Source organism: Caulobacter sp. GW821-FHT10A06, from assembly GCF_059415805.1.
On sequence record NZ_JBWKNY010000005.1, the window covers coordinates 598317 to 619021 of the forward strand.

Genomic DNA, 20705 nt, shown 5'->3' on the forward strand with positions numbered 1-20705 from the left:
AGATCAAGCCATGATGATGATGCAAGAACCGCCGGCCGCCGTGGTGATGCTGCCCCTGCCGACGCCTGAGTCCACCGGTGACGAACTGTTCCGCATGGGCCTGCTGTATTCGACCGGTCAGGGCGGCGCGCCGCTGGACTACGTCTCAGCCCACATGCTGTTCAATCTGGCCGCCATGCGCGGTTCGATCGAGGCCAAGGCCTACCGCAAGGAACTGTCGCAAGAAATGGCCAGCGACGACGTCGCCGAAGCCCAGCGTCAAGCTCGCGAATGGCTCGCTCACGGCTAAGCCCGGTCTAACGGGCTCAACTGTCAGCCGATCCCGTGGGAGGATCGGCTCAGTTGCCGCCGTTGATCGCGTAGCTGAAGCTGATGGGCAGCAGGTCGCGGAAGTACTGCTGCATGAAGAGACCGGCCTCCGACACGCCGCTGCGTGGGACATAGACCACGTCGAACCGGCGCAGAGGCACCAGATCCGTTCCGCCCGGACGCGTGATGCCTGCCAGCAGGTCCGCCGTCCGCATCATCGCCCGCCCGTCCGTGCCGCGGCGAATGATCACAACCTGATTGCGCTTGGCGCCATTGGTGAAGCCGCCGGCCTGGATGACGGCCCGCAGGGCGTCGCTGTCGCCCGCCATGTCGAACACGCCGGGGTTCTTGACCTCGCCCCCCACAAATACCTTGAGCGGCTGCGTCGATTTGACCGCCACCTGAACCTGCGGCCGCAGCAGCGTGCCGGCATAGGCCTGGCTGATCGAGCCCTGCAGCTCGTCGATCGTCCGATCCGCCGCCATCACCGGCTGGGCCAGGGGCAGGCTGATCCGCCCGTCCGGCTGCACCGTTGCGGTCTTGCTGAGTTCCGGAGCCGACGGCACCGTCACCTCGACCTCGTCGCCTGGATAGAACCGGTAGGACGGCTCTTCCTCGCTCCAATCGGCGTAACCGATATTAGAGAAGTTCGCGCTAGGTCTGGGACCTGGCGTGATCGGCTCGGCGTCGATGTGGCCGCAGGCGGAAACTCCGCCGGCCAGCAGAACCACGGCCAGGGCCGTCATGAGATGCGTGCGACGTTGCATGCGACAAGTCTTAACAGGAATGGGTAACGAACCCTTAAGGCCGGTCCCTCCAGGGTGCGAGACAGATTGAACCGCTTGGATTCGTATGTCGACGAGCGCCTGGACCAGCGTGCCTCACGACCCGCCGCCTAGAATGGCCTCGGGGCTCGGCGGCGCGCGTCCGAAATACGCCCCGACCGACTTCGTCACGCTGCTCTGGCGTGAGCGTTTCCTGATGCTCGTCGTCTTCGTGGTGATCGTGATCGCGGGCTTCGCCTTCGCCACGACGCTGAAGAAGAATTACACGGCCGAGAGCAGCCTCTTCGTCCGCCTGGGCCAGGAATATGTCTACGAACCCCGCGCCGGCGACGCCGGTCGCGGCGCGGTGCCCAACATCGATGAAGTCATCCAGTCGGAAGCCGAGATCCTGGGCAGCGGCGAACTGCGCGAGCGGGTGATCCGCAAGATTGGCTTCGCCAAGATCTTCCCGAAACACGCCGCCAAGTACGCCAGCGCGACGCCCGAGGGTAAGCGCAAGCTGATCATGGAAGGTCGCGACGCCATCGGCAAAAGCCTGAAGATCCAGACCGCGCCGGACAACTCGATCATCCGCCTGGGCTTCCAGAGCGACGATCCCGAGATGGCCGAGAAGGTGCTCAACACCCTGCTCGAGGAATATCTGGTCTATCGCCGCAGCCTGCTGATCGGCGGCGACAGCAACATCCTCCAGCGCCAGCGCGACATTTTCTCGCAGAAGCTGGCCGAGGCCGACACGGCCTACCAGTCGTTCCTGACCACGAACGACATCGGCGACTTCACGGCCCAGAAGACGGCCCTGACCCAGCTGCAGGCCCAGGTCGAGCAGCAGAAGTATTCGATCGACGCCCAGCTGCAGGACCGCGTGGGCCGCCTGGCCTCGGTGGAGTCCGAGCTGTCGCGCACGCCGCCCGAGGCCATCCTCTATCGCGACGTCGACATGTCGGCCTCGACTAAGCTGGCCGCGCTGAAGCTGGACCGCGAAGGCCTGCTGGCGCGCTACACGCCTGGCGCCGCGCCGGTGCAGGACATCAACGCCCAGATCGCCCAACTGGAGGCGGGTCTCGCCGCCGGCCGGACGAACGGGGAGGGCGCGCGTCGCAGCGGCCCGAACCCGATCTGGCAGACCCTGACCACCACCCGCAACGACTTGCGCGCGGAAGTCGCGGCCCTGCAGCAGTCGCAGGCCGCCTACGCCCAGCAGGTCACCGACGTGAACACCCGCCTGCTGCGCCTGGCCGGGCTGGAGCCGCAGTTCAACGAGCTGTCGCGCGACCGCGACGTCCTGTCCTCGAACGTCCGCGACTTCACGGTCAAGGAACAGCAGGACGAGGCCCAGCGGCAGATGTCGGCCGAGAGCAGCGACAATATCCGCATCGTCCAGCGCGCGGTGGCCCCGACCACGGGCAAGAGCCTGAAGAAGCCGGTGCTGATCCTGGCCATCCTGTTCGGCGCTTTCAGCGCCCTGTGCATCGGCCTGGTCCGCATGTTCCTGCGTCCGGGCCTGCAGACGCCGGAATCGGCTTCGCGCACGCTGGGCATGCCCGTCCTGGCCACGGCCGGGGTCAAGCGGTGAGCCGTTTCGTCGCCTTCCGCCGACAGGGTTAATGTCGCAAGTTGCGGGCTTCTGAGTACGCGGCGATTCGTTAGATGGTCGATTTGAACGTCGAGATGACCGAGCTTTGGGGGGCGCTAGGCGCACCGCCGGCCGGCCGTCCGCACGTCATCCAGTTCGTGTCCGCCCGACGGGGCGAGGGGACCTCGACGGTCGCCCGCGAATTCGCGCGCTTCGCCTCGCGCCGCGCCGGTCGCAAGACCTGGCTGATCGACCTGGATCTGAACAGCCCCAGCCAGTTCCGCGAGATGGCCTCCGAGCCCAGCCGCTTCGGGCCGATGGGACCGCCCGTCGCCGCGTCGCCCGACGGCTCGGTCTTCTTCACCGTCCAGCCGCCCGCGCCCCGCGCCGAGGGCGGCGTGTGGCCCGACGCCAAGTTCCTGACCGGCCACAGCGTCGGCGGGCCGCGCCTGTGGGTCGCCCGCTTCAATCGCGAGGCCCTGCGCGGCCGCCAGCAAGCGCACATCATTCCGTCGGCGGACTACTGGCGGGCGCTGCGCAAGCACGCCGAGGTCATCGTCGTCGACAGCCCGGCCATCGACCGCTCGCAGGCCGGCCCGACCGTGGCCGCCCACATGGACCAGACGGTGCTCGTCGTCTCGGCCGACCAGGCTGACGTGCGCCAACCGGCCATGCTGCGCGACGCCATCACCGCCGCCGGCGGGCGTTGCGCGGGGATGTTCTTCAACAAGGTCACGGTCCAGACGCCCGGCTTCCTGAAGGCGATCCTGCCGTGACCAGCGTCACCTCCGGCGCGACCTGGGACCGCCAGGAGGCCCGGACGCTTGAGCCCTCGCTGCTGACCATCCTGTGCGCTGTGGTCATGCTGCTGATCTACACCGGCGGCTGGCAACTGCCGCTGTTCGGCGAGAAGGCCGATGAGTCCGCCTCGGGCCTGCTGCGCGTGGCCTTCCTGCCAGCCTACGCCCTGGCCTTCCTGCTGATCCTGGGGCGGCCCTGGAACGTGGTGCGCGCCACCGTGCGCCAGCCGTTCCTGATCATCCTGATGGGCGTGGTCGCCGCCTCGATCATGTGGTCGATCCAGCCCGACGTCTCGATCCGTCGGGGCTTCGCCGTCGGCTGCACCACGCTGTCGGGCCTGGCCCTGGCCGCCCGGTTCCGATGGGTGGAGCTGGCGCGGGTGTTCTCGATCACCTTCTGCGTGCTGATCGTCGCCTGCTACATCGCCTGCATCGCCTTTCCCAAGATCGGCATCATGGTCGAGCTGTTCCCCGGCGCCTGGCGCGGCTTGTGGCTGGAGAAGAACTCGCTAGGCGGCATGATGGCCCTGGGCTGCTGCCTGCTGTGCGCCACGGCCTTGCTGGACCCGCCGAAGGCCAAGGTCTGGCTGGGCTTCGCGGCCCTGTCGATCGGGCTCGTCCTGATGTCGCAGTCCAAGACCTCGCTGGCCTCGCTGATGTTGGGCCTGATGGCGTTGGGCTTCGTCTGGATCTGCCAGCGCGGGCCAGCCTATGCCGCCGCCGCGACCTGGACCGGTGTGACCGGCTTCCTGCTGCTGCTGGCGTTCATCGTCTTCGCCTCGGACGTCTTCTTCGGCATCCTGGGCAAGGACGCCACCCTGACCGGCCGGACGCAGATCTGGGAGGCCGCCTTCCGCCAGATCGAGCTAAGGCCCTGGTTGGGCTACGGCTACGCCGCCGTCTGGAGCGACAAGTCCGGCTGGGGCCCGCTGGCCTGGATCGTCCACGACGCCAAGTTCACCCCGCAGCACGCCCACAATTCGTGGATCGAGCAGCTGGTCGGCATGGGGGTGGTTGGGCTGACGGCCTGGGGCTTCTTCTACCTGCAGACCATGGCCGTGGCCCTGATCGCGGTGTTCCGCGACCGGGGGGCCATGCTGGCCTTCCCGTTCCTGATCGTCTTCACCCTGGTCAGCCTGACCGAGAGCATCGCGGTCGTGTACAACGACTTCCGCTGGGCCGTGTTCGTGGCCTTGGCCGCGAAACTGGCCTTCTCTGACAGAGCGCAGGACGCGGTTTAAAGCCCGATCCGCTTGGCGCCCTCGGCCACCGTCACGACATCGAAGCCGTCCGCCACCGCCCGGTCGATCAGCCGCTCTAGCGCGCCCGTCGTGCAGCCCCATTGCGAGGGCTCGTCAGCCACGTCGTGGGTATAGAGGATCAGCCAGGCCTTGCGGGCCTTGGCCTTGTCCAGCCAGGCATTGGCGACGCTCTCGCCATCCTCGCCCTCGATGCCCACGGCCGGCGCCTGGTTGAGGTCAGCGCCGTCGGCGATCAGGCCGTGGTGCAGGGCGCGCAGGGTCTTGAAGCGGCCGGCCAGGGCCGTCTTGGCCGGCGCGCCGACGTCGCCATACGGATAAGCGAAGCTGACCGGATCGGGCGTACCCCACTGCGCCAGGCTCTCGGCGTTCTGGTCGACATCGGCCAGGGTCACGGCCTTGGACGACTGGCCGCAGTCCAGGTGCGAGAAGGTGTGGCAGGCGATCTCGTGCCCAGCGTCGTGTAGACGGCGAGCGTCCGCGCCGGTGGCGAAGCGGCCCATCGGACCGTCACGCCCGGCCAAGCCAGCGGCGAAGTAATAGGTGCCGAGCAGGCCGCGCTTCTCCAGCGCCGTGGCGCCGGCCTCGCAGGCCGTGGCGGGGGCGTCGTCGAAGCTGAACGAGACCATCGGCCGCTCCAGCGCCACCTTGGCCGGCCGGCGGTGGGCCAGGCGGATCAGGCGGCGGCGCAGCTTGCCCTTCAGGCTGCGGTCGGGCTCGTAGGCGTCGACCTTCTCGAACGAAGTCTGCATCAGACGGCCTCGATATAGAGGGACGCGCGGTACAGCCGCATGGCGAACGCGCGCAAGGGTAGGGGAGCGGCCTCGGCCAGGGCGATGTTCTTCAGCATCGGCCGCCACACGCCACGCAGCGGGAAGGGCTTCAGGGCCTTGGCCACCTTGTAGCTGGGATAGGCGCTGACGATGTCGCGGTGACTGGCCACGACGCGGGCGAAGTTGGCGGCCGACTGCTCGTACTTGGCGGCCATGGTCGGCGCGGCGTCCAACCCTAAGTGCGTGGCTGTGTTGTCGATGTGCAGGATCGGATGCTGGCGCACGACCCGCATCGCCCACTCGACATCCTCCCAGCCCCAGCCGGAGAAGCCCTCGTCGAAGCCGATGGTCTCGAACACGTCGCGGCGCACCAGCAGGTTCGAGGTGAAGACGTGCTTCTCGGGTTCCTTGGCGCGTTCGGGGGCAGGGGTGCAGTCGCTCTTCAGGGCCATGGCCCGGTGCAGGGCGTGTTCTGGGCGCTGGGGCGTCTGGTCCAGGGTGAAGCCGCCGAAGGCCACCGGCGCGTCGCTGTCGGCCACGGCAGCCCAACGGCTCAGGAAGTCGGGCGTATCGGGCAGCATGTCGCTGTCCAGGAACAGGAAGTGGCCGCCGCGCGCATGGCTGGCCAGACGGTTGCGGCCCTTGGCGCGACCCTCGTTGCTGGACAGGCGCACGAAGCGGACGGGCACACGCAGCTTCTCGACCCGGCGGGCGATGCGTTCGGCCAGGGCGTCATCGCCGCCACCGTCGTCCAGCACCACGATCTCGGCTCCGGCGCTGGGGTCGTCCAGGGCCTTGAGCAGGGCGACGGGGTCATCGCGGAAGGTCGGGATCAGGACCGACAGGCGCGGCTGCGCTGTGGCCCAGGCGGCGTTCTCGATACGGATTTCGGTGATGGGCGCGGTCATGACGCTTGGGCCCTCCGGTGGAGGATTACAGAAAGCTTGGCCCGTAGGCCGCCGACGTCCAGGCCCAGCACGATCACGCCATAGACGGCCGCGCCGACGCCGGCCTTCAAGGCCAGCTCCAGGACGCCGCCGGGCGAGGGCAGGAGCCGCACGGCCAGGGCCATGGCGACACAGGCCGCGCCGGCCTTGGCCAGCACGTCCCACGGGATCGGCAGCGGGCAGGCGCGACGGCCCAGGGCCCAGGCCGCGACGGCGCCGATGCCATAGCTGACCGTGGTGGCCCACAGGGCGCCGTCAAGACCCATGCGCGGGATCAGGACGAGGTTCAGGATCACATTGGCGATGGCCGGCGCGCTCATGCTGACGATCAGCAACGGCGTGCGGCGAGCCAGGGTGAAGGCCTGCAGCAGGTAATAGGTCGTCACGCCCGACAGCCAGCCGCTGGCGGCGATCCAGGGCGTCACGTGGCTGGCGCCGACCCGCAGGTCTTCGCCGACCATCAGCTCGGCCAGCGGGCGGGCGACCAAAGCCAGGCCCACGGCGGCGGGCAGGGTCAACAGGGTCATGAAACCGGCCTGCTCGCGCGCGGCCTCGGTCAGGGCCGGTTGGCCACCGCGCTCTAGCGCCGAGATCAGGGCAGGGCCGCCGGCCATGCCCAGCCAGATGAAGACGACGTCCAGGGTGCGGCTGCCGAGGGAGTAGCCGGCGTGATAGACGCCGACCGTCGCCTCATCCAGGAACGCGCCCAGCAGCAGGCGGTCGGTGCTGGCCAGCACCAGGGCCAGGATCAGCGACAGCGACACCGGCAGGCCATAGGCGGCGTAGGCGTGGGCCAGGCTCTTGTCGAACTTGCCGCCGGCCATCCGCTTGAGCTCGCCCGGCAGCACCAGGACCACCAGCAGCGTCGAGATCGCGCCGACGCCCAGGATCGGCGCCGCGCCGCCCAGGCCGGTGAAGGCCAGGGCTAGACCCACCAGGAAGCCGCCCAGGTTCTGGACCATGGTTAGCATGGCCGCGCCTGACACCTCGCCAGCGGCGCGGCGGCGCTCGAGGGCCAGCTTCATCAGGCTGTTGACCAGGGTCGAGGCCAGGGCCGCGACCACGGCGACCTTCAGCGGCGCGTTCAGCGGCAGCACCGCCACGACGGCGCAGGCCAGGGGCACGACCACGGCCGCGCCGATCCACAGCTTGAACAGGGTGGCGAAGTGATCGGCCAGGCGGCCATCCTCGCTGCGCGTCGCCAGGAACCGGGCCATGGCGGCCTCGGTCCAGGTCAGCAGGATGGTCTGGGTCAGGCTGCCGACCGAGAAGGCCAGGGCGTAGACGCCATATTGCGCGGGATCCAGCACGCGCGTGAACAGGACGATGGTGAGCAAGCCCACCACGCCCTGCACCACGTTGACCGGCAGATAGCCGAGAACCCCGCGCCAGAACATCGCCGGCCGCCTAGCGCACCGCCGACCGATCCCCCAGCAGGCAGGGAATGGTCATGACGATGACGTAGAGGTCCAGCCAGAACGACTGGCGCTCGATATATTCGACGTCCAGGGCCACGCGCAGGCGCACGCTCTCGGGCGTATCGACCGGACCGCGCGAGCCCTTGATGGCGGCCCAGCCGGTCAGGCCCGGCTTCATGCGGTGGCGGTGAGCGTATTCGGCGACCAGCTTGGCCGACTCTACACCGCCGGTCTTCATGCCGATGGCATGGGGGCGGGGGCCGACGATCGACATCTCGCCACGCAGCACGTTGAACAGCTGCGGCAGCTCGTCGAGGCTGGTCTTGCGGATGAACTTGCCGACCTTGGTGACGCGGTCGTCATTGGCGCTGATCTGGCGCGCGGCCTGGGCGTCGGCCATCTCGTGGCGCATCGACCGGAACTTCCAGACGAGGATCTCCTCGTTGTTGAAGCCGTGGCGGCGCTGGCGGAAGAAGATCGGGCCGGGGCTGTCCAGCTTCACGGCCAGGGCGACGATCAGCATGACCGGACCGGCGACCAGCAGGCCCGCCAGGGTCACGACCAGGTCCTGGGCGCGCTTGATCCAGGCATGGCGCGCGCTGGCCGAAGTCCCTGACAGCTCGTTCTCGCCGCCCGCCGCGATGCGGGCCGCGGCCGCGTCGTCGTCGGCCGGGCCGCCGACGTCGATGAAGAGGTTCAGGGGATTGGGCAGCACGCCCAGCTTGTCGACGAGCTGCCGCACGCGGCTCTGAGCCGTCGACTGCACGGCGATCACCACGCGGTCGACATAGGGCATGATGCGGTGGTCGAGCAGGGCGGTCGTGTCGCCCAGCACGGGCACGCCCATGATGTTCTCGGGCGCGCGGTCCAGGCGGTCGTCGAACACGCCCAGCACATTGACCTCGCCGGTGCGCATGGCCGCGTCGATCAGGCGCTCGGCATTGGCCGTGGCGCCGACCACGACGATGTTGGGGGTCAGGCGGCCTTGCTGGCGGCCGCGGGCGATGACGCTCCACCAGACGCCGTGCAGGGCGGCCAGCGCGCCGGCGGCGACCAGCAGCGTCCAGACGGTGGCGGTGTCGACATTGCCCGGCGGCAGCAGCGCCACGGCGGCGGCCAGCAGGCCAGCGCCCAGCGCCAGGGCGACTTCACCCAGGTGACGCGCCAGGGTCTGCTTGCGGGGGAAGGCGTAGCCGCGCAGCGCGCGCAGGCTGATCAGGGTGGTCACGGCCCACAGGCCGGCGGCGATCGGATGGCCCTCGACCGTGACCGTGACGGCGAAGGCGGCGATCGTCAGAATATCGGCGATGCGGAAGGCTCGGGCCAGCACACGGGCTTCCAGCCGGGCCCGTGTCGGGATCAGCTGGCCGGGGCGAAACGGCCCCCGCCGCGCGCGTCCGGGATCGCCGCCACCGCCGCCGCCAACGCGCGCGGGACCCTCCGTCGAAGCGACGAAGGCCGAGGCGTTTTCGGCGTGGGCGGTGGTTGGCGAGACAGGAGACATGGCGCTCTTCATTGAGAAAACCACGTTCATCCTAGCGTCGCCGTCTGAGCGTCACGTTAACATCGGAATTTTCCGACATCCGCCGTTGTCATCCCGAAGCGAACAGGCTATCTGACCGCTCCCTCTCAGGAGGAGACGTGGCCGAGAGGCTGAAGGCACCGCTTTGCTAAAGCGGCATACCTCAAAAGGGTATCGAGGGTTCGAATCCCTCCGTCTCCGCCATCCCCCCTTCCATGGCTGTCCAGCGGTGTCCGAGAAGGTCCCTCAAGTCCTTGTCCCGTAAGGGATAATCGCAAAATCGTGTTTGGACGCGTCCAGCCTGATCCAGCACTGTCGACGCACAGACCGTGGGTAGGGACTGGGGTAAAATGGCCCGGCTTCTAGAGCGTTTGACCGCCCTTCAAGTGCGCCGACTCGGACCGGGTCTGCACCCCGATGGCGGCGGCCTCTATCTCCAGGTCACGGGGGAGGCGGGCCGGTCGTGGATTTTCCGCTATTGGACCGATGGCCGCGAACGGCAGATGGGTCTTGGCGCGACCCATACCGTTTCACTTGGAGAGGCGCGCGACGCTGCGCGTGACGCGCGCCGCCAACGGGCCGCGGGGCTTGATCCGATCGACGAGCGGCGCAAGGCGCAGGTCGCACAACAGCTCGAACGGTCCAAGAGCGTCACCTTTGACGACGCCGTCGACGCCTACATCGCCGCCAACAAGGCCGCCTGGGCCAACGATAAGCATCGCCAGCAGTGGAAGAACACGCTGACGACCTATGCGTCGCCCAAGATAGGCAAGTTGCCCGTCGGTGCGGTCGAAACCCAGCATGTCATTTCGGTGCTGCAGCCCATCTGGCAGACTAAAACCGAAACGGCCAGTCGTGTGCGCGGGCGCGTCGAGACCGTCCTGGACTGGGCCACCGTCCAGGGTCAGCGCGCAGGCGACAATCCGGCCCGATGGACTGGTCACCTGGACAATGTCCTGCCGGCCAAGGCCAAGGTGAAGAAGGTTCGCCACCACGCCGCGTTGCCTTTCGCCCAGCTGCCGGCCTTCATGAAGACCCTGGCCAGGGTCGGGGGCGTCTCGGCCCGGGCTTTGGAGTTCACGATCCTGACCGTGGCGCGGACCGGCGAGGTCCTGGGCGCCGAATGGGAGGAGTTCGACCTCGACAGGAAGGTGTGGATCGTTCCGGCCGAACGGATGAAGGCGGGCCGGGAGCACCGGATCCCGCTCAGCGCCCCGGCCATCGTCATCCTGGAGGCCATGCGCGCGCGGTGGCTCGAGGTCGATGGGCGTCGTTGGCGAGGCAAGGACGCGCCCAAGGAGCCGGTGGCTCCCTACGGGCCGGTGTTCTTCGGCCAGCGGGCGGGCAAAAGCCTCTCCAACATGAGCATGCTCAAGGTCCTCAAGAACCTCCAGCGCGGCGACCTGACTACCCACGGCTTTCGCAGCACGTTCAGCGACTGGGCCGCCGAGACCACCAGCTATCCCGGCGAGATGATCGAGATGGCCCTGGCCCACGCCATCGCCAGCAAGACCGAGGCCGCCTACCGGCGCGGCGACCAGTTCGCCAAGCGCCATGCCCTGATGGCCGACTGGGCCAAGGCCTGCGCGCCCGCCAAGGGTTGAGCGCGGAAGATCATCGGCCTGGCCGGCGGCAATACCGGGGTTTAGGGGCGACGGGCTTGGCGTTCAGCTCGAGGCGTTCGAGGAACGCATCGAGTTCGCTGCGGCGCACGAGCGTGCGCGCGCCATCCTTGAGGACGCGGATCTCGCCGGCCGCCACCAGTTCGTAGAAGCGGCTGCGGCTGATCGCCAAGGCTTCAGCCGCCTCCTTGACGCGGTAGGCAAGCCTCTCAAGTCGGGCCGGTTCGGACGGGAAACTCTCGGGCGGCATCGCGGCGGCTCCTTCCTCGAAAAAGGAGCCTGGCGTTGCTGGTCTCGCGCGCAAAGGGGATGATGATCCCTGTCGTGGCGGCGGGGGCAAAGGCAGGCGATCGACGACACGCCCTCCGTGGCGGCCTTGCGTCCGTCACCCCACTGACGCCTCGGTTGGCGGATCGATCTGTCGGACCGCCCGCCACCAAGGCCAACGGTGCTCGCCGCCGCGCTCGGTCTTCTCCACCTCGAACCAGGCCACGTCACCCTCGAAGGCCGGAACATGTTCGGGGTTCACATAGTCGGCCGGACTGTTCAGGCTGCCTGCTGTGTGCAGCAGGAAGTACAGGGTGCGGCGGGTCTTCGTTTTGCCGTAGCCTTCGTCGACGGCGATGCGGGTCAGGCGGGCCTTGGTCTTCAGGAACACTCTGGGCGGCCTTGCGGCGTGTGTTGTCGCGCGCGGACTGGCGCGTTTGGGCGGCATGATTGGCTCTCTGATTGTTCTTCAAATGTTCTCATCCTGGGGCGGCGCGAAGTCAATCTTGATGAGGCGTGACGGTCCCCGTTCCGGGGCGCGGGGGCGGGGTTCCCGCCGGCCGCTTGCGCGGTCGGCTTCACCGAACCGGAGAGCGGCCGGCGGTCACGCTCGGTCCCGCGGCTTTCGCCGCTCCCTCGGGCGCGACGCCTGGCGGGCAGGCCCCAGAAGGGTTTGGGGCCTGCCGCCGGCCGCTCGACGCCGCTTCCCGCCCGCGCGGTGCGCGGGCTCCTTGCAGGCTTCATCTTGGTTGGCGGCCTGGCGGCCGCGGGACTTGGGGCTCCGCCCCCGGCGCGCTTCGGATCGCCTTCCGCCCAGCTTCGGGCGAGGCGGGCAAGATTGGGCAATGGTCAGGGACGCCCTGCAGCCGGGTCCCCGCGAAGGCGCCCCTCCGCTTGCACCCCCGGTCTCGCCGACGGGCAAGGAGGCAGGCGCGCTTTGCGCCGGCCCCCTGACCCCAAAGGAGCTCCTGTTATGACCGAGGAAGAACACACCGCAGCCATCGCGATGCTCAACGATAGGCATCGAAGCAGCGTCAACGTCGGCTGGGTGATGACGTCGGGCGTCAACGCCCTGGACGAGAGGACCCTTGCCCAAGTCATCGCCGCCGTCTGTGGCTTCACGGCTTTCAACGCCGACAACGACCCGCATGGCGAACGGGACTTTGGGGCGATCGACGTCGGCGGCGCCAAGCTGTTTTGGAAGATCGACTATTACGACCTGGACCTTGTCCACGCTTCGCCAGATCCGGCTGACCAGGCTGTCACCCGGCGCCTGCTGACCCTGATGTTGGCGCAGGAATATTGAAACGGCGGCCGCCGCGTTGCTGGCGCGGCGGCTGCCACCGCTTGTGATCAGGCCCAAGGCGTGAGCGCTCGGGCCAGACCTCAGGTCTATCGAAGGCGGCGGGCCGGAGCGCCGGGCGCCCACAAACCGCGACCGGCGGTGCGGGCTTCTTCCTGCGCGGCCGCATAGACGCCCTTGCTGAAGGCGCGCCATTCGGTGGTCAGGCCCGAGCGGATCATGGCGGCGTTGACGTCAGGGCTGGCGCTCGACCAGCATCTGGCGACGTGGCGACCGTAGCGGTCTTCCTCGACCACCCGGCAGCCGACCCGGCCGCGCGTTAGGCTGATCAGCAGGTCGCGCGCCTCGTAGGCCAGCGGTTCGGCCGGCTTTTGTCCGTTTCGCACCTCGGGCGCGTCGACCCCGAACAAGCGAATGCGATCAGGCCCGCAGCGCAGGGTGTCGCCGTCGTGAACGGTCGGCGCGGTGCAGGCGATCAGGCCGGCGGCGAGCAAGGCAAGAGCGGTCATGGCGCGGGTATAGGGTGCTTTGGCGCGCTCGCCATGGCCAAGGCCCTGGAGAAGAGCCCGCGTCGCGCCCGCCCCGCCGGATCGGCGGGCGGGCTGACCGCTAGTCTTCCTTGGGAGGCCCGCCGTGCGACCAGACCCGGGTGTGAACGCCGTCGATGACGACGAAGGCGGCATTGATCGCCGCGCCAAACGAGGGGACGTCCATCCGGAGCGACAGATATTCGTTCTACTCCTTGGTCTTCTTCCTGGCCGCGCCTCGGTCGGCCAGCTGCGGGTGACGGGGGAGTCGGGGCTTACTGCCAGCCGTTTCGGCCATGGGGCGGATCTGAACCTTCTTGAGGTTGATGGCCAGGGTGGCGATGTCGCCGGTGAACACGCCGTCGGCAGGGGCGAAGGTTTCGATGGTCGTCACGGCTGTCTCTCCAAGAGATCATCGCCCGGTCGCGTCGAACGCGGCCTCTTCTGGCCTGATCTGACCGGGGATCGGTCCATCCCCGCAACCTTGGCCTCTTCCTTTCTTCCCCTGGGACGGGGCGTCCCATTCCTCGCGAGGCAAGAAACTCAAGGCCTTCGGTCCTTCGCTGACGCTTCGGGAGCGCGCCCACAAGCTTGCGGGCAGGGCGCGCACTGCGGGGCCGACATCGACCCCGATCTTGGATCGCCATCGAGGCCGCGATCGGCGCGGCCCGCAAGACGATCGGAGAGACAATCATGACGACCATCGGAACCTTCGCCGCCCATGCCGACGGCTCGTTCACCGGCGACATCGCCACCCTGGCCATCAACCTCAAGAAGGTTCAGATCCGCCCCGTCGCCGAAAAGGCCAGCAGCAAGAGCCCCGACTACCGCGTCACCTGCGGCCTGGCCGACCTGGGCGCGGCCTGGAAGAAGACCAGCAAGGAGCAGAACGAATATCTGTCGGTTCGGATGGACGACCCCTCGTTCGGCGCAGCGATCAACGCCGCGCTCGTCGTCATCGACGGTGTCCACACCCTGGTCTGGTCGCGCGGGACGCCGCCCAAGGAAGACTAGCCGTCAGCCCGCCCCGCCGATCCGGCGGGGCGGGCGCGACGCGCGGGTTGTTTTTGAGGATGCGGCGATGGCCCTTCATTCTCAAGGTGGTCCGCCGTTGTTGCGCCAGGGTTTGTCGTTGTCCGACCGACCCGCCAGGCGTCTTGAGGCCGGTGTTTGGGCGGCTCAGAACAGCCCTGCGGGTTCCGCGAGGGCGCTTCCAACCGCCCGCCCAGGCGTCCGTTTCGCAAATCCGCGCCGTCGCCCACGCTCGCCGCCTTGAGCGTGCGGTGAGGCGGCGGCTCGAACGGCCTGCTTTCCTCCCCCGGGCATGTCCTCGAGCCGCCGCCAGACCGCGCCGCTGGCGCTTCAAGCCGTCAGTCGACAAGCCGCCGCCCAGCTGATCTCGAGGTCTTAAGGATCTGGGGCCTTAAGGATCCCCGGACTGTGGTGGGGCGGGGTGATAGGCCTCGGCGATCGCCCGTTCCAGCCATTCCTCGGTGCTTTCGGTGCGCTTGGTCAGATACGTCTCGATCTCTTCGAAGGCGCGCCGAAACGCCGCCAACAACAGAGCGGGCGGCACCAGCGCCAAGCGCGCGCCGACCCGCTCGCGAAACTCCTTGAACGCCACCCAGAAGGTCGAGAAGAGCTTGTTGTCCATGGTCTGGATCGCCAGGTCCGGGTCCTCGAAGGTCACGGCCAGGACGACGCCGATAGCGTCGCTGCGCGTGGCGGTGGCGAACTGTCGGACCTTGTAGAGATCAAGGCGGCCCACGCCGGCTTCGAAATCCTGATAGGTGCGCGAGGCGACGCCCATCTTCTGCGCGGTCTCATCGACCGTCATGCGCCGTTCGTCCTTGCGCAGCGTTCTGAGGATTTTGGAGAGCAGTCGCGCTTGACGCACAAGCGGTCTCGACGGCGAACCGTCCATGCGACGCTCCAACTTAAGCAAACAACTTATGGGCGACTATAGCGAGCCGCTCGCTGCCGTCGAGGTGGGGTGCGGCCTGGATGACGAATTTGCCCGCGCAGCAATCCATTGCATTGCGCAGGTCGCAACGCGCGTGGACGCGGGGCGATTTTCCGCGTCCTTTTCGGCAGGGTTTGGCCAAAGGGCGCGCGGCCGATCTTACGGATACGGGCGCTTCTCCGCGCCGTCCTATGGCGATTTGGACCTGGCTGTGGAATTGGCTGACGGCGGAAGACAGGCGCGTGCGCGGTCTTGGGTCTCTAGCCGGGGCTTCTAGCTGGGCGCGCGCTCGGGGAGTCTTGCCTCGGGGCTGTCGCCAAAGACCTGATCGTCTCGCGCCAAGAGCGCCTGGCGGCTGACATCCTCGACTCGATTGTAGGCGGCGAGATTGTCGGGGTCGCAGCGCCAGGCCTCGAACGCGGCCAGATCCTCGTTCTCGACGGACGACTTCAAGAGCCGCTTGAACCACTGCGCGGCCTGTTGTTCGACGCTCATGGGTTCGCTGGGCGCCTCAATCATCGCGGCTGCTCCGGTCGCATCGCGCTAAGAACAATTCCATAGGCCCAACGTCGCGGGAGGGTAGAGGCGTGTCGTCGGCGCCCAACCGGTCGGGCGCATGCTGATACGAAAGACCGATGATCTTCTTCAGTACAATATATCGCGCGCCGTCGACGCGAGCACAAAAATGATCTGCTTGAACCAAGGCGTCCGGTTCTGAAACGCGCTCGCGACCCAAGCGTAAAGACCAACGGGCGCAAGACGCCGGCGTGACCTTTCCAGCGTCGAGCCGTTCCTTGGCGCGCGGCGGATGGGCTGACGTCGCGCGGGGTTTTCCTTGAGCGCCTGATTTCATCCGCAAGCGGACAGCTTGGCCCATGGCTACGCTGTCCATGAGGCGCGCGCCTCTGGCGCCATGCGCGTCATGGCCGCGCCGCTCGATCCTTCGAGACCGGATCGCGCCGCGGGCGATTGGCGCGCGCGGCTGGAGCTCAGCGCGCCCGAGCTGGCCTGGGAGTTTCTGCGCCGTAATGGCGACTATCACCTGGAGTTTGCGCGGGTGGCGCGCGCGCCAGACCAGGTGGATCCGCGCTGGGGCCTGCGGTTTGGCGCCGATCCGGCGGTCGCCGCGCCGCTGGCCGAGGTCTTCTGGCGCGCCGACGCCGCGCCTGGCCTGGTCGTGCCACTTGCCCAGGACAGCGCGCGGCCTGCGCCTGAAGCCCGGTCCTGGCGGCCGGCCGGCCGGGCGCGCCAAGCCGATGACGGGCTCCATGTCCGCCTGCCGGAGGGCCTCCAACTGCAGTATCGCGGCCGCGCGCGGCCGGGCGGGGCGCTCGTGGTGGTGCTGGGTTTCGACCAGGACCTTGGCCTTCGAGTGCGCGCCGTCGAGCGGTTCCACCGCGCCGTGACGGGCCTTGCCGCGCCGCCGTCACACCTCACCGCCGCCCAACGTGAGCGCCTGGCCAAAAGCCTCCTGGCGTTGGACGCCGCCCAGGCGGGCGCCAGCTATCGGACCATCGCGGTGTTGCTGTTCGGCGCCGAGGCGGTCGATCGCGAAGTCTGGCGAACCTCCTCGGTGAGAGCCTCGACCATCCGCCTGGTCCAGGCCGGTCGCCAGATGATGCGCGGCGGCTACCTGAAGATCCTGCGGGGAGGCCTCTAGAGGGGGTGACGAAAAGGGCGCCCCTCGTCTTCGTCATCCGCTCAGGCGCCGCCGCCGCGCCAGCCTATCCCGACGACGCCGGGCTTAGCCGAGCGTCGCCGAGGATCTGTCATGAGCAACAACACCTCATCTGTCCCCCAACGTCATCTGCGAACGCCGGAGGCCGCACGGTTCTTGGGCCTGTCGGACCGAACCCTGGAGAAGCATCGCTGCTACGGCACCGGCCCGGTCTATCGCAAGATCGGCGGCCGGGTGGTCTATACCCTCGAGGACTTGCAAGCCTGGTCGGCGCGCGGCGCGCGCACTTCGACCAGCGATCCAAACGCTGAGGTCCTTCCGCCGGCCAAGCGCCACGCCGCCCTGGCGCCGGCCTATGCCGCCCAATCGACTGGCCCCGGCGGGCGCCAGCCATGAACACGGAGGTCGATCTCCTGTGGCTCGAGGGGCGCATCGAACGCTCGATCCGGTTTGGTCGCCAAGCCGCCGAACGGATCATCGATGCGCGCCGGCGCATCGTCGCGTTCGCGCCGGGGAGCGTCTTTGGTTTCGTTCGCTTGCGCGCCGGCGAGCGCGGCTCGGTCGAGGCGCGCATCGCCATCTTGCGCGCGCCCGCGCCGGGCCAGGCCTTCACGACCTATCCCTTCGTCGCGCCTGGCGCGGAAGTCCTGCTGAACCTTCACGGCGGGACGAAGGTCCAGGCGGTGTTGGAGGCGATCGGCGCGGTCGAGCGCCTGGGGCTGGCGCCCGGCGCGATCGCGCCCGACCATTGGCGCCATGTCGGCGCGCGGATCGGGGTTGGCCTGCCGCCGCGCGGTTATGATCGCGCGCGCCATCGCGCCTTTCTTTTGCGTCGGAAGCTGGCCCTGTGACCGGGCGTGCGTGGACGGTGGCGAGCCTGATCACGGGCTGCGCGCTGGTCGTTGCGCCCGCTGTGCTGTCGCTGCGCGAGCGGCTGATCCTCAACACCACGGCCAGCGCGCCGCTGGGCGTCTACTGGCTGGCCTATCGACGCCCTGAGGTCGGGGCGCTGGCGCTGGTGCGACCGCCGGAGGATCTGGCCCGCTGGATGGCGGCGCGCGGCTACCTGCCGCGTGGCGTGCGGCTCATCAAACGCGTCGCGGCCGTCGAGGGACAGGCCGTCTGCGTGAAGGACGGCGTGGTAACGATCGATGGGGCGATGGTCGCCGCCGTGCTGGATCGTGATCTGGTGGGCCGGCCCTTGAGCGCTGCGAGGGTTTGCCGGCGTCTGGCGGCCGGCGAGATCTTCCTGCTCAACGCCGCGCCCAGGAGCTTGGACGGACGCTATTTCGGGCCGCTCTCGCAGCGCTGTGTCGCCGGACGCCTGACGCCGCTTTGGACCTGGGGGCGCTGAAGATGGCGCTCGTTCTTCATTCCAGACATGGCCATCCGTCACGCCTGACGCGCGCGCTTGGCGGCCTGGCGATGAGTATCAGTCTTGCTCTGACCGCGCCCGCGCAGAGCGCGGTGCGCGCGCCTGACGCGCAGGCGATCGCGACGATCATCGACCAGGCGGCGGCGCGGTTCGGGGTGCCGCCGATCTGGATCAAGGCGGTGATCACGGCCGAAAGCGGCGGCGATGCGCGCGCGGTTTCACCTAAGGGCGCCAAGGGGCTGATGCAGCTGATGCCAGGCACCTGGCGCGCGATGAGCGCGCAACATGGACTAGGCGCTGATCCTTTCGACCCTCGCGACAACGTGCTGGCCGGGGCGGCCTATCTGCGTCAGCTCCATGACCAGTTCGGTCAGACCGGTTTCCTGGCTGCCTACAATGCCGGGCCGGGGCGCTATGGCCAGGCGCGCGCGGGACGTCGCCGTCTGCCGTCCGAAACCCTCCTCTATGTGCGCCGGGTCGAGCGGCTGATCGCGGCCCAGCATGGGACGGGCGCGACGTTCAAAGCGCCGGCCAAGATCGATTGGCGCGCGGCGGGGCTGTTCGTCGAGACCGAGGCTGCCTTCGCCGACGAGACGGCCGCGCCGTTCTTTCCAGTGACCCCAGGCTTTCCGGTGACCCCAGGGCGGGTGTCGCCATGAGTCGTCCTCGTCTGGGTCGCGGGGGCAGAGGGGATTGCGAGGGGATCTGCGCGCCGGTTCTGGGGGGCTGGGGGCTTGGCAAGATAAAAGGACCGGGACCTTGCGGCCCCAGGTCGTTGATGGTGCTGGCCAATTTCCGGGACCTGTCGATGCGGCCGGGTCCCGGGTTTTCGCCGATTTCGTTTGCCGACAATGACTTGACCGGGACCTGCCGCCGGGATCGGCGGCCATGAACCGGGAGGACGACTTCTTTGTCCGTCTTGGCCGTATTGGCGATCGTGGCGCCTTGGGCGGCCAAGCTCGCGGCTTTGTGGGCGAGGTGCTCGGGAGCGCACGCAAGACCGGGCAGGGGACGTTAGGCTCAAGCGGGCGCCCGCGCGGCGGCGGGCGTGGCCGAACGGCCAGGGCCGGGCTGAACGGCGGGCGCCGGGTGATCGTCAAGGCGCGGATCGTCCGTCACCGTGGCGCGCACTATCGGGCCGCCTCCCTAGCCCAGCACATGCGCTACCTGCGGCGCGAGGGCGTGACCAGGGATGATCGCCCCGCCCAGATGTTCGATCGCGCCGGGGCGGCTGACCACGACGCGTTCGCGCAACGTTGCGAGGACGATCGCCACCACTTTCGCTTCATCGTCTCACCGCAGGACGCCGAGCGACTGGAGGACCTCAATACCTATACCCGCGATCTGATGGCCCAGGCCGAACGTGATCTTGGGACGCGGCTCGACTGGGTGGCGGTCGATCACTGGAACACCGACAACCCCCATATCCACGTCCTGGTCCGCGGCCGCGCCGATGACGGGACCGACCTCGTCATCGACCGCGACTACATCGCGACAGGCTTGCGTCAGGCCGCTGAGCGGCTGGTGGGGCTGGAGCTTGGGCCGCGCACGCAAGCCGAGATCGACGCCAGCCTCGACCGGGAGGTCACCGCCGAGCGCTGGACGAGCCTTGACCGACAATTGCAGGCGATGGCGCGGCCGGACGGCCGGATTGATCTGCGGCCGGATGGCGATGGCGTCCCGACGCGCCTGATCGGTCGGGCCGCCCATCTGGAGCGATTGGGCCTGGCTCAGCAGCATGGCGGCGTCTGGCGACTGGCCGAAGATCTCTCCGAGCAGCTACGCGGCCTGGCGCTGCGGGGCGACATCATCAAGACCTTGCACGCGGCGATGCGCGGCGAGGCGCGCGACCCGGCTCAGCTGGTGATGCACGCCCAGCCGCCGGCAACGGCGATCCTGGGCCGCCTCGCCGATCGGGGTCTGCAGGATGAACTGAGCGGCCAGGCTTATGTCGTCATCGACGGCCTGGATGGCCGACTGCATCACATCCGGTTTCCGCATCTAGACCAGACTGGCGACACCCGTCTCGACGGGCTTGTCGAGGTGCGATCCTGGGCGCGGGAAGGCCACGCGCCGCGCCCCGATCTTGTCCATCGCGCCGACCTTCCGATCGACCGGCAGGTGACCGCGCGGGGCGCGACCTGGCTTGATCGGAGGTTGGTCTCAGGTGAGCCGGCGCCGATCGGCGGCGGCTTTGCGCGCACGGTGCGGCAAGCCTTGGAGGCGCGCCGTGGCGTGCTGGCGCAACGCGGCCTTGTTGATGAAGCGGGCCGACCGGCCGCCGACCTTCTGGGACGGCTTCGGCGCGAGGACCTGACGGCTGCTCGAGAGACCTTGGCGCGTGAGACGGGCCTGGCGGCCAAGACGCCCATCGCGGGCGAGGCGGTGGGCGGCCTCTACAGCCGGCGGCTTGATCTGGCATCGGGACGCTTTGCCATGCTGGAGGATCATCTGGGCTTCCAGCTCGTGCCCTGGACGCGCGGGCTGGAACGCTTGCGCGGCCAGGTCGTGCGCGGAACCGCGCGGCCGGGCGGCGGCATCGATTGGGCGCTGGGGCGCACGCGGGGGATCAGTCTTTGAAAGA

24 protein-coding genes and 1 tRNA gene are annotated in these 20705 nt (G+C 68.6%); 14 read left to right on the forward strand and 11 right to left on the reverse strand.

Features of this window, described 5'->3' with window-relative positions; translation table 11 throughout:
* Positions 1–10: 10 nt before the first annotated feature.
* Entirely contained in the window at positions 11–289 is a 279-nt protein-coding gene (locus AC07NF_RS17725; protein ID WP_492812141.1) for a sel1 repeat family protein, read from the forward strand.
* Positions 290–338: 49 nt separating this feature from the next.
* Here the strand turns inward: AC07NF_RS17725 and AC07NF_RS17730 are convergent, their stop codons facing one another.
* Positions 339–1076, reverse strand: a complete 738-nt coding sequence (locus AC07NF_RS17730; RefSeq protein WP_494628744.1) for a polysaccharide biosynthesis/export family protein — start codon at positions 1074–1076, stop codon at positions 339–341.
* Positions 1077–1209: 133 nt separating this feature from the next.
* Here AC07NF_RS17730 and AC07NF_RS17735 point away from each other — a divergent pair, with 133 nt between their 5' ends.
* The 3 genes from AC07NF_RS17735 to AC07NF_RS17745 all read left to right on the forward strand — a co-directional run bounded on the left by AC07NF_RS17735 (position 1210) and on the right by AC07NF_RS17745 (position 4708).
* Entirely contained in the window at positions 1210–2667 is a 1458-nt protein-coding gene (locus AC07NF_RS17735) for a GumC family protein (RefSeq protein ID WP_494628743.1), read from the forward strand.
* A 74-nt stretch (positions 2668–2741) separates the two neighbouring features.
* Positions 2742–3443 (forward strand): P-loop NTPase family protein, encoded by a 702-nt coding sequence (locus AC07NF_RS17740; RefSeq protein WP_454716943.1) that lies wholly within the window; start codon positions 2742–2744, stop codon positions 3441–3443.
* Between the two features lie 86 nt (positions 3444–3529).
* Complete coding sequence (locus AC07NF_RS17745) at positions 3530–4708, forward strand: O-antigen ligase family protein (protein ID WP_494629409.1); 1179 nt, start codon at positions 3530–3532, stop codon at positions 4706–4708.
* Here the strand turns inward: AC07NF_RS17745 and hfsH are convergent.
* Genes hfsH through hfsE form a run of 4 tightly spaced genes read right to left on the reverse strand, consistent with a single transcriptional unit; the run spans position 4705 to position 9368 of the window.
* On the reverse strand, positions 4705–5478 hold the full coding sequence (gene hfsH, locus AC07NF_RS17750) for an oligosaccharide deacetylase HfsH (RefSeq protein WP_494628742.1): 774 nt from the start codon (positions 5476–5478) through the stop codon (positions 4705–4707). The genes AC07NF_RS17745 and hfsH overlap by 4 nt on opposite strands.
* Entirely contained in the window at positions 5478–6407 is a 930-nt protein-coding gene (gene hfsG, locus AC07NF_RS17755) for a polysaccharide biosynthesis protein HfsG (protein WP_494628741.1), read from the reverse strand. Before hfsG ends, hfsH begins: the two co-directional genes overlap by 1 nt.
* Positions 6404–7843, reverse strand: a complete 1440-nt coding sequence (gene hfsF / locus AC07NF_RS17760; RefSeq protein WP_494628740.1) for a polysaccharide biosynthesis protein HfsF — start codon at positions 7841–7843, stop codon at positions 6404–6406. Before hfsF ends, hfsG begins: the two co-directional genes overlap by 4 nt.
* Before the next feature lie 10 nt (positions 7844–7853).
* Positions 7854–9368, reverse strand: coding sequence for a polysaccharide biosynthesis protein HfsE (gene hfsE / locus AC07NF_RS17765; RefSeq protein WP_494628739.1), 1515 nt, complete (start codon positions 9366–9368; stop codon positions 7854–7856).
* 131 nt (positions 9369–9499) lie between these two features.
* Between hfsE and AC07NF_RS17770 the strand changes: the two genes are divergently transcribed.
* Positions 9500–9590 (forward strand) — tRNA-Ser (locus AC07NF_RS17770).
* 167 nt (positions 9591–9757) lie between these two features.
* Positions 9758–10990, forward strand: a complete 1233-nt coding sequence (locus AC07NF_RS17775) for a tyrosine-type recombinase/integrase (protein ID WP_494628738.1) — start codon at positions 9758–9760, stop codon at positions 10988–10990.
* 10 nt (positions 10991–11000) lie between these two features.
* Here the strand turns inward: AC07NF_RS17775 and AC07NF_RS17780 are convergent, their stop codons facing one another.
* Positions 11001–11258 (reverse strand): helix-turn-helix domain-containing protein, encoded by a 258-nt coding sequence (locus tag AC07NF_RS17780; protein WP_494628737.1) that lies wholly within the window; start codon positions 11256–11258, stop codon positions 11001–11003.
* Between the two features lie 135 nt (positions 11259–11393).
* Positions 11394–11666 (reverse strand): hypothetical protein, encoded by a 273-nt coding sequence (locus AC07NF_RS17785; RefSeq protein WP_494628736.1) that lies wholly within the window; start codon positions 11664–11666, stop codon positions 11394–11396.
* A gap of 582 nt (positions 11667–12248) precedes the next feature.
* On the opposite strand from AC07NF_RS17785, the gene AC07NF_RS17790 reads away from it, so the two are divergent.
* The gene (locus tag AC07NF_RS17790) at positions 12249–12581 is read left to right on the forward strand and encodes a DUF3768 domain-containing protein (RefSeq protein ID WP_492812123.1); all 333 of its coding nucleotides are present in this window, start codon (positions 12249–12251) and stop codon (positions 12579–12581) included.
* Positions 12582–12667: 86 nt separating this feature from the next.
* Here AC07NF_RS17790 and AC07NF_RS17795 read toward each other — a convergent pair whose 3' ends face one another.
* Positions 12668–13087, reverse strand: a complete 420-nt coding sequence (locus AC07NF_RS17795) for a thermonuclease family protein (protein ID WP_492812122.1) — start codon at positions 13085–13087, stop codon at positions 12668–12670.
* Between the two features lie 226 nt (positions 13088–13313).
* Positions 13314–13499 (reverse strand): hypothetical protein, encoded by a 186-nt coding sequence (locus AC07NF_RS17800; protein ID WP_492812120.1) that lies wholly within the window; start codon positions 13497–13499, stop codon positions 13314–13316.
* Between the two features lie 299 nt (positions 13500–13798).
* Here AC07NF_RS17800 and AC07NF_RS17805 point away from each other — a divergent pair, with 299 nt between their 5' ends.
* Positions 13799–14119, forward strand: coding sequence for a DUF736 domain-containing protein (locus AC07NF_RS17805; RefSeq protein ID WP_492812118.1), 321 nt, complete (start codon positions 13799–13801; stop codon positions 14117–14119).
* Between the two features lie 409 nt (positions 14120–14528).
* On the opposite strand, the gene AC07NF_RS17810 is transcribed toward AC07NF_RS17805, so the two are convergent.
* Both AC07NF_RS17810 and AC07NF_RS17815 read right to left on the reverse strand, forming a co-directional pair.
* Positions 14529–14942, reverse strand: a complete 414-nt coding sequence (locus AC07NF_RS17810; RefSeq protein WP_492812117.1) for a hypothetical protein — start codon at positions 14940–14942, stop codon at positions 14529–14531.
* Positions 14943–15341: 399 nt separating this feature from the next.
* On the reverse strand, positions 15342–15563 hold the full coding sequence (locus AC07NF_RS17815; protein ID WP_492812115.1) for a FecR/PupR family sigma factor regulator: 222 nt from the start codon (positions 15561–15563) through the stop codon (positions 15342–15344).
* A 373-nt stretch (positions 15564–15936) separates the two neighbouring features.
* Between AC07NF_RS17815 and AC07NF_RS17820 the strand changes: the two genes are divergently transcribed.
* The 6 genes from AC07NF_RS17820 to AC07NF_RS17845 all read left to right on the forward strand — a co-directional run bounded on the left by AC07NF_RS17820 (position 15937) and on the right by AC07NF_RS17845 (position 20701).
* A complete protein-coding gene (locus tag AC07NF_RS17820; RefSeq protein WP_492812113.1) occupies positions 15937–16728 on the forward strand; it encodes a DUF2285 domain-containing protein in 792 nt (263 codons plus the stop codon).
* A gap of 111 nt (positions 16729–16839) precedes the next feature.
* Positions 16840–17142, forward strand: coding sequence for a helix-turn-helix transcriptional regulator (locus AC07NF_RS17825; RefSeq protein WP_492812111.1), 303 nt, complete (start codon positions 16840–16842; stop codon positions 17140–17142).
* Positions 17139–17597 (forward strand): DUF2840 domain-containing protein, encoded by a 459-nt coding sequence (locus AC07NF_RS17830; protein WP_492812109.1) that lies wholly within the window; start codon positions 17139–17141, stop codon positions 17595–17597. Before AC07NF_RS17825 ends, AC07NF_RS17830 begins: the two co-directional genes overlap by 4 nt.
* The gene (locus AC07NF_RS17835) at positions 17594–18100 is read left to right on the forward strand and encodes a S26 family signal peptidase (protein WP_494628735.1); all 507 of its coding nucleotides are present in this window, start codon (positions 17594–17596) and stop codon (positions 18098–18100) included. The genes AC07NF_RS17830 and AC07NF_RS17835 overlap by 4 nt, the downstream gene beginning before the upstream one ends.
* Positions 18101–18102: 2 nt before the next feature.
* Positions 18103–18780: a lytic transglycosylase domain-containing protein gene (locus AC07NF_RS17840; RefSeq protein WP_494628734.1), complete on the forward strand. Its 678-nt coding sequence runs from the start codon at positions 18103–18105 to the stop codon at positions 18778–18780.
* A 229-nt stretch (positions 18781–19009) separates the two neighbouring features.
* Positions 19010–20701 (forward strand): relaxase/mobilization nuclease domain-containing protein, encoded by a 1692-nt coding sequence (locus AC07NF_RS17845; RefSeq protein ID WP_494628733.1) that lies wholly within the window; start codon positions 19010–19012, stop codon positions 20699–20701.
* Positions 20702–20705 lie beyond the last annotated feature (4 nt).